Raw genomic sequence first — 7,650 nt, forward strand, 5'->3', positions numbered from 1 at the left:
CGATGAGATCGCCGACTCACTGAACACAAGGCCTCGCCAGACGTTGGACTGGCGAACCCCACTGGAAGTCTACGCCGAGGTGCTCAAGAAATCCGTCGGCGGACCGAGCACCCTTCAATAGCGTTGCGCTTGGAACTTGAGACCGCCCTTCCTTCAACACTTTGTCGGCAAAGCCGAAGGCATTGAACATCTCCATGGTGCGGCAGGCGATACCATCGGCTTGGCCGAGTCGCAGCGGGCCATCCTTCTGCTCGACGATGCGTGTCTTGATATCGGGAAATGCCGCCAACTGGGCCGCCAGGGTCAGTCCCGCCGGGCCGCTCCCGACGATCAGGACATCGACCTCTCGTGGCAAAATACTTGCCTCGGAATCCTGGGCCGCCGATGGATGAACGGTGGGGTCACCGGCCCGATAGCCATTGAGATGGAATTGCATGTAAGCGTCCGATTCCGTGCGATGAAAAATTCATTGTTATGAGGGTCACGGTTTTCGATAAATACTCCGAAAGTATGAATCCATAAATCAGAGACAAGACTTGCCAGGAAACCGCACGGTTTTGGCTCCCGAGATTTTAAATATCAAAAAGGCTATATGTTTGGGCCGATATATCTATTTGATTTCGACTTTCGTCACGTTCATTACTGGCATGTCCTAAACCAAGACGATCGATATCGCGCCGTCGTGAAGAAGGGGGAATCATGCAGCACGCTGATGATGACAAGGCTACCGGCTGGGGCTCGGATGCCATCGCCGAGACGCTCAAGGCGCTCGACCTACGCTACATCGCCCTCAATCCCGGTTCCAGCTACCGGGGATTGCATGACAGCCTGGTCAACGTGACGCATGACGACCCGCGGCTTCTGTTGTGCGTGCACGAGGAGTCGGCCGTTGCCATCGCGCACGGCTATGCCAAGATCACGGGCCGGGCCATGGGAGTCGCGTTACATGCCAATGTCGGGCTCATGCACGCCTCGATGGCTATCTATAACGCTTGGTGCGATCGCGTTCCGATGGTGGTGCTGGGGGCAACCGGGCCGGTGGATGCCAGTCGCCGGCGTACCTGGATCGACTGGATCCATACGTCCCAGGACCAGGGGGCCTTGATTCGCGATTTCGTGAAATGGGACGACCAGCCTGGGGGGCTAACGGCGACCCTGCACGCGCTGGTCGAAGCCACGGCGAGAACGAATACTGCGCCTTGCGGCCCCGTTTACGTGAATATCGACACCTCGATTCAGGAGACGAGACTGCAAACGGCGTTGCCCGATCTCGACATCGCCCGTCGCACCGCACCGGTCCCGGGGGCGCCGGCGCCGGCATTGGTGAGCGAGGCGATCCAGTTGATGACCGAGGCTCGTCGCGTCGTCTTCCTGATGGGACGTCTGTCACGCGGCGAAGCGGACTGGCAGCGTCGCATTGCTTTGGTCGAGCGGCTGGGCGCCGACGTGATTACCGATATCAAGACAGGTGCCACGTTCCCTAGCGCCCATCGCGCCAATATCGGACGTGCGGGGTATTTCCCCGATGCCGAGGCAAAGGCGGCGATCGCCGATGCCGATGTGATCGTGAATCTCGACTGGGTCGATTTTGGCGGCACGTTGCGCACCGTATTCGGCGATCGGACGGTATCGGCGAAGATCGTCTCGGCCACGCTCGAGTCGTATAACGCTCAGGGTTGGGTCAAGGATGGCGGTGCTTTTGCGCCGGCCGATGTCTGCTTTCTCAACTCACCGGACCAAGTCGTTGCCGCCTTGCACGAGGCGCTCGGAAATCCGTCATCGGCACCACTGCCTGCCAGCCCCGAGCCCGGCCAGGTCGAGGTGGAGTCGATGACGCCGCAGGACATCGCGGTATTGCTGCGGCATGGGATCGGTGATCGGCCCAGCTGTCTGATCCGTGCGCCGCTCAGTTGGACCGGTGATGACTGGCCGGTCGATCATCCGCTGGGCGCGCTGGGGTATGACGGTGGTGGTGGTGTCGGCTCAGGGCCAGGCATGGCCGTGGGAGCCGCCCTTGCGCTACGCGATGCTGGGTCTCCGTTGCTGCCCTTGGCAGTGTTGGGCGATGGGGACTTTCTGGCGAGTGCTTCGGCCTTGTGGACGGCGGTCAATCAACAGGTGCCTCTGCTGGTCGTGATCATCAACAACCGCTCCTTCTATAACGACGAAGTGCACCAGGAAGCGGTCGCCAAGGCAAGGGGACGCCCGGTGGAGAACAAGCGGGTAGGCATCGTGTTAGACGAGCCTGGCATCGATGTCAGTGCCATTGGCCAAGGTTTCGGTGCGACCACCTACGGCTTGTTGCGTACGCCCGAAATGGTGCTTTCGGCATTGGCCGATGCGCTAGACGTGGTTGCCAATGGTGGCGTGGCGTTACTGGAAGTAGAAGCGGCCAAAGGATATGCCCCTTCCATGGTTCAATCCATGCGTTAGGCTCCGAACGAAAACTGTCTGGGTTTCGCTCGCCGACTTTTCGTACAGAACCTAGGCATCCTGCTCGCGTAGCGAGCGAGTCAGCGCTTCGATCATCGTGCTCTGAAACCGGTTGAGAGTCTTGTTCTTGCGGCGCACCAGATACACGGGAACCTGCAAATCCATGCCCGGCGTATCGATTTGCTGCAAGACACCCGAGGCTAGTTCGTCACGGATGGATGAGTGGAACAGGAAGGCGACGCCAGCACCGGTACGGACCGCTCGCTTGATCGCCTCAGGGTGGCCGAATTCCATCAGGATGTGACTGCGGGACACGCCATGTTCCATTAGCAGGTACTCCTCGATATCGCGCCTCGGCGTGCCATGCTGGGCGGTAATATAGGGGAGTTCGCTCAAAGGGGTGCTTGCCGCCTGGATTTCGAAGTGACTTGCGGCGACCAGGATCAGGGATTCATCGCAAACGTGCTCGATCTGGAGATCCTGAATTTCTTGGCGTGGATCGAGGATTGTGAAAGCGAAATCACACTCGCCTCGTCGAATAGCGTCAGTGACCGTTAACGATGTCATGACGTGGACTGAAATCTGCCCCAGCGGATAGCGTTGGCGTATCGATGCGACAATGCCGGGCAACACATAGGATCCCGGCGTCATCGAGGCACCGACGCTGACCTTGCCGGCCACTCCGCGTTGCGTATCGGCGAGTTCGCGCTCCAGCTCGCGAGTCCGCACCACAACATCCAAGGCCCATCGATAGACACTTTGCCCTTCTTCGGTCAACTCAGTCCGTCGACCACTACGCCTGGTCAACGTGACGCCCAGCTTTTCGGAAAGCGACTTGAGATGGGTCGAGACCACTGGCTGGGCAATGTTGAGATGCTCGGCGGCGAGAGAGACGCTTTGACGTTCAGCGACCGCGCAAAAGACTTCGAGTTTATGAATGGATAGCTGGGAGGTAGATGAGCGCATTATAGCTTATTGGATATGAAATGATAGGTAACTATATATTAGTTTTCCTTTCAGATCGCAATTAGCCTCAAGTAGGGTCCAATTTTGGGGGAGCGGATCAATGAGCGAAGATAGGAGTGCGAAATTGGAGAAAGAGATTATTGACGCCATCGTTGGCAACCTGGTGATCGCGAATCGTATCCTGGCGAAGGAGGGTGTGATCGATGATTTCGGACATATCAGTGTTCGAAATCCCCTGAATCCTGAGCGCTATTTTTTATCGAGGTCACGAAGCCCTGAGGTCGTGACGCGCAACGATATCATGGAGTTTACCCTTGATGGCGAACTGATTGGAAACGATCCCCGTCGGCCCTATGCCGAGCGTCATATCCATGGATCTATCTATAAGGACAGGCCGGATGTCAATGCAGTAACGCACCACCATGCTCGCTCGATTATTCCTTTCACGATGAATGAAATATCCCTGAGGCCAATTTTTCATATGGCCGCTGTGATCGGTAAACGGATCGATACCTGGGATAGCCAGGATGAGTTTGGCGATACCAACATGCTCGTGGATTCGATGGAAATGGGCCACTCGCTATCTCGAGTCCTGGGGGATAAGCGGGTGGCTCTGCTACGTGGCCATGGGTGCGTCTGTGCGGGAGAAAGCATCAGAGCAGTATGCATGATATCGACTGCTCTCAAGGACAATGCCAGTCTAATACAAGATACTCTTCAGATGGGTAAACTACATTATCTGACCGATGGTGAAATCGAGAAAACCAGCGCTATGCTACTTAGTGAAATGCCACTGGAGAGAGCCTGGGATTATTGGGTGTCTAGGGCAGGTTTCGGAGGCCTTTGACAGTATCTCATGATTTCGTGAGGTTCGACGAATAACTCAATATTAATAAAGTTTTAAATAAAAAATATTTTCAGCAGTAAAAGTAAATGAGGAGCCACGCCATGAAAATGCTAAAAATAGGTTTTGCTGTGCTATGCGCCGGGTTTCTGGTTTCCAATGTCGCCATTGCGCAGTCACTGGGAATCGGTGCCGGCCGACAAGGATCGCAGAATTACGCTGTCAATGCCGGGTTGGCGAAGTTTCTGAGCGAAAAGACCGATCTGGACGTTCGTGTCCAGGCCTATGGTGGCTCGGGACAGTCGATGCCGATGATCGATGCCGGACGGCTGGATATCCAGTTGGCTCCCAGCCCCGACGTTCTGGCAGCCGTGCAGGGAATAGAACCCTTTGACGGTCGTGCGCTCAAGAATTTGCGCGTCATCGCTTCACTGGATTCTTCCGCCTACGGCTTCATGGTTCGCAAGGACTCGGCCTACGAAACCGTGTCCGATCTCAAGGGGCATAGCCTCACCTATGGTTTTACCGCGCAGCCAACCTTACGGCTCCAGGTCGACGGTATTCTCGCAGCTGGAGGGCTGTCCATCGACGATGTTCAGTCATACATGGTGCCTTCGGTACCCAACGGAGTCGATGACTTCATTTCCGGGAACGTCGATGCGGCATTTTTCTCGTTGGAGGGCGGAAAAACACGCGAAGCCGACGCCACCGTGGGTATCCGCTGGCTGGCGTTTGATGATACGCCCGAAGCCGAGGCGGCCATGCAAAAATTCGTCCCGACGGCTTATATCAAGACTATCGAGCCGGAAAAAGACAAGGTTGGAATCGATAAGCCGACGCCCATGATGGGGTACGATTATGCACTCGTTGCGGGCAAGTCAGTGCCTGACGATGTCGTTCGACGCATCGTCAAGGCCATGCACGACAACCCGGATAAGGTGCGCAATATCTACAAGACGTTTTCCCAGTTCACGCCTGAGAACATGGTGCCTACATTCCCGGGGCTGACCGTTCATGAAGGGGCCGCAAATTACTACGCCGAGTCCGGACTCATGGAGTAAACCCATGCAGACGAACAACGGGGAAGAGAAACGTCACTGGAGTCACACAGCCATCGTTTGGGCGAAGCGGTTTTTTGGTGTGTTGATCGTGCTGCTGCCGGTGGCCTATGCCGGCGATCTATATCGTACCCTGGGGATTTCTCTCTATGACGCGCAAATCTTGGTCATGGTGCTGGCCTGTGCATTAGTGTCGGGATTCATGATGATAGCGGAACGGACTCGGCACCCGGTAATCGGTTTATCGTCCGTCATCGGTGCTATCGCTACCCTGGGCGTGGGAAGTTATATCGCGCTCTACTACCCCACCATCTCGATGGAAGCGCCCTTCATGCCCGGCTGGCTCATCGTGTTGAGCGGCGTGATGTTTGCGGCGCTGATGCTCAACCTGCCCAGGTCCGCCGGGATGGGGATCCTCGCGGTGGTGGTGCTGTTTCTGGCCTATGGCTTGTTTGGGGACCTCGTGCCGGGGGCCTTGCAAAGTCGTCCGACATCCCTGTCGGAACTCGTGGTGTATCTTGCCATCGATGCTAACGGCATCCTTGGGACTGCCCTCAAGGTGGCGGTGATCGTGGTGGTTCCCTATATGCTGTTTGGCCAACTCTTGTCCCGCTGCGGGGCTGCTGATTTCTTCAACGATATCGCGCTTGCCGGCATGGGCCGGTTTCGCGGCGGCCCCGCCAAGGTGGCGATCACCGCATCCGGACTCTTCGGCTCCATCTCGGGGAGCGCGGTCGGCAACGTGGTGGGAACCGGCGTCGTCACCATCCCGATGATGAAACGTGCCGGCTTTCCTGCGACCTATGCCGGCGCCGTCGAGGCAGTGGCCTCGACGGGCGGGCAATTGGTGCCGCCCGTGATGGGCGCGGCGGCCTTCATCATGGCCGATCTCATCGGTGTCGATTATTCCGAGGTCATGCTGGCGGCACTGCCTTCCGCCTTGCTCTACTATCTGGCCATTTTCATCAACGTCGACTTGCAGGCGGCTAAACAAGGCATTCGTTCCGTCGAATCAGCGCAAATTCCCTCTGGCTGGCAATCCCTGCGTCAGGGCTGGCACTTCTTGCTGCCTTTCGTGGTGCTGTTCTACACGCTGTTTTCGCTCAATATGCGCCCCGAGGCGGCAGCTGTACTCTCCATCGTGACATTGCTGGTCGTGAGTCTGATATTCGGCTATAGGGGAAAGCGCATCGGCTTTCGCGACATCATTTCGGTCGTGGCATCAGCCGGAAGCGCGGCTGCCAGCCTGATCATCGTCTGTGCGGCGGCGGGTGTGATTATTGGCGTGCTGAATCTCTCGGGGCTGGCCTTCAACCTGACACTGCATATCATCAACGCCAGTGGCGGCAATGTCGTAATATTGGCATTGATCACGGCATTGATCAGCGTAGTTCTCGGAATGGGAATGCCCACCGTCGGGGTCTACATCCTGCTTGCCACGCTGGTGGCTCCGGCGCTGGTCGAATTCGGTATTCCAGTCATTGCTGCGCATCTCTTCGTGTTCTATTTCGGCTTGCTGTCGATGGTAACGCCGCCGGTAGCGCTGGCCGCATTCGCTGCCGCCAATATCGCCGAGGCGAAGGCTTGGCCGACCAGCGCCTCTGCCATGCGCCTGGCCTGGCCGGCCTACGTGGTGCCATTTCTGTTTCTGTTTGCGCCGTCATTGATTCTCGAGGGGAGCCTTTTGGGAGCGTTATGGGCTTTGGGTTCGGCAATTTTGGGAATCTACATGGTGACCGCGGGGATTGTCGGCTACATGGGACGCAATTTGAGCATTACATTCCGCTGCCTATTGATCATGGGGGGGATCCTGGCGCTGATTCCTGCTGGTCTGTTTCCCAACGGTGCATATACCGACGTCACTGGACTGTTGATCTTCCTTGGCTGTTGGTTCAAAACGAAAACGTCAAATCCACAAGAGGGGGTAATCCCATAAATGTTGTGTATCTATTCCAAGATCGTTCATTATGAATATCGGTAACGATGTTTGAAAAGATGGAAGAAAACAAGATTACTGGTCATGGAGAAGGAGCCCATCCGATAGGTTATGGGGAGCAATGATCAAGTATCGACCGACCGAATGATATGTGAGTAACCCATGGTATTGTCCCGGTCGTCCAGAAAACGGTGCCTGCCTTGCAGGCACTTGATCAGCATAATCTTGAAACTTGTAAAGTTAGTGCCAGATGCATACATTCGTTGCCTGTTTAGCTCGACATGAAGTGTAGTGGTCAACTAATCCCGGACAGTATTTTAAGTTTTTCTTCCGCCATCACGGGTGGCATGCCGCCATTGAAGGTATGAGGGCGCTGCCGGTTGTAGTAGTCCATCAGGTAGACGCCAATATCC

General features: G+C 56.3%; 5 protein-coding genes and 2 pseudogenes. 5 read left to right on the plus strand and 2 right to left on the minus strand.

Annotated elements, in window-relative coordinates; genetic code table 11:
* Positions 1 to 121, plus strand: a pseudogene (locus tag ACUN9V_RS19645) (IS30 family transposase); the annotation flags it as partial.
* Here ACUN9V_RS19645 and ACUN9V_RS19650 read toward each other — a convergent pair.
* Positions 116 to 436, minus strand: a pseudogene (locus ACUN9V_RS19650) (FAD-dependent monooxygenase); the annotation flags it as partial. The pseudogenes ACUN9V_RS19645 and ACUN9V_RS19650 overlap by 6 nt on opposite strands.
* Positions 437 to 699: 263 nt before the next feature.
* On the opposite strand from ACUN9V_RS19650, the gene ACUN9V_RS19655 reads away from it, so the two are divergent.
* Positions 700 to 2,433, plus strand: coding sequence for a thiamine pyrophosphate-binding protein (locus tag ACUN9V_RS19655; protein WP_445512639.1), 1,734 nt, complete (start codon positions 700 to 702; stop codon positions 2,431 to 2,433).
* A 51-nt stretch (positions 2,434 to 2,484) separates the two neighbouring features.
* Here the strand turns inward: ACUN9V_RS19655 and ACUN9V_RS19660 are convergent, their stop codons facing one another.
* The gene (locus ACUN9V_RS19660; RefSeq protein ID WP_445512640.1) at positions 2,485 to 3,399 is read right to left on the minus strand and encodes a LysR family transcriptional regulator; all 915 of its coding nucleotides are present in this window, start codon (positions 3,397 to 3,399) and stop codon (positions 2,485 to 2,487) included.
* A 100-nt stretch (positions 3,400 to 3,499) separates the two neighbouring features.
* Between ACUN9V_RS19660 and ACUN9V_RS19665 the strand changes: the two genes are divergently transcribed.
* From ACUN9V_RS19665 to ACUN9V_RS19675, 3 genes are all read left to right on the plus strand, one after another.
* Positions 3,500 to 4,246 carry a class II aldolase/adducin family protein gene (locus tag ACUN9V_RS19665; RefSeq protein ID WP_445512641.1) on the plus strand — a complete coding sequence of 249 codons (747 nt, stop codon included), beginning with the start codon at positions 3,500 to 3,502 and terminating at the stop codon, positions 4,244 to 4,246.
* A 101-nt stretch (positions 4,247 to 4,347) separates the two neighbouring features.
* Complete coding sequence (locus ACUN9V_RS19670; RefSeq protein WP_445512642.1) at positions 4,348 to 5,304, plus strand: TAXI family TRAP transporter solute-binding subunit; 957 nt, start codon at positions 4,348 to 4,350, stop codon at positions 5,302 to 5,304.
* Positions 5,305 to 5,308: 4 nt separating this feature from the next.
* Positions 5,309 to 7,237 carry a TRAP transporter permease gene (locus tag ACUN9V_RS19675; protein ID WP_445512643.1) on the plus strand — a complete coding sequence of 643 codons (1,929 nt, stop codon included), beginning with the start codon at positions 5,309 to 5,311 and terminating at the stop codon, positions 7,235 to 7,237.
* Positions 7,238 to 7,650: the final 413 nt, after the last annotated feature.

Source organism: Salinicola sp. V024, assembly GCF_052645315.1.

What these genes read in the sequence shown, in the direction of transcription:
- ACUN9V_RS19655 (WP_445512639.1), top strand. Translation starts at nt 700, where the DNA reads ATGCAGCACGCTGATGATGACAAGGCTACCGGCTGGGGCTCGGATGCC.
- ACUN9V_RS19675 (WP_445512643.1), top strand. Translation starts at nt 5,309, where the DNA reads ATGCAGACGAACAACGGGGAAGAGAAACGTCACTGGAGTCACACAGCC.
- ACUN9V_RS19665 (WP_445512641.1), top strand. Translation starts at nt 3,500, where the DNA reads ATGAGCGAAGATAGGAGTGCGAAATTGGAGAAAGAGATTATTGACGCC.
- ACUN9V_RS19660 (WP_445512640.1), bottom strand. Translation starts at nt 3,399, where the DNA reads ATGCGCTCATCTACCTCCCAGCTATCCATTCATAAACTCGAAGTCTTT.
- ACUN9V_RS19670 (WP_445512642.1), top strand. Translation starts at nt 4,348, where the DNA reads ATGAAAATGCTAAAAATAGGTTTTGCTGTGCTATGCGCCGGGTTTCTG.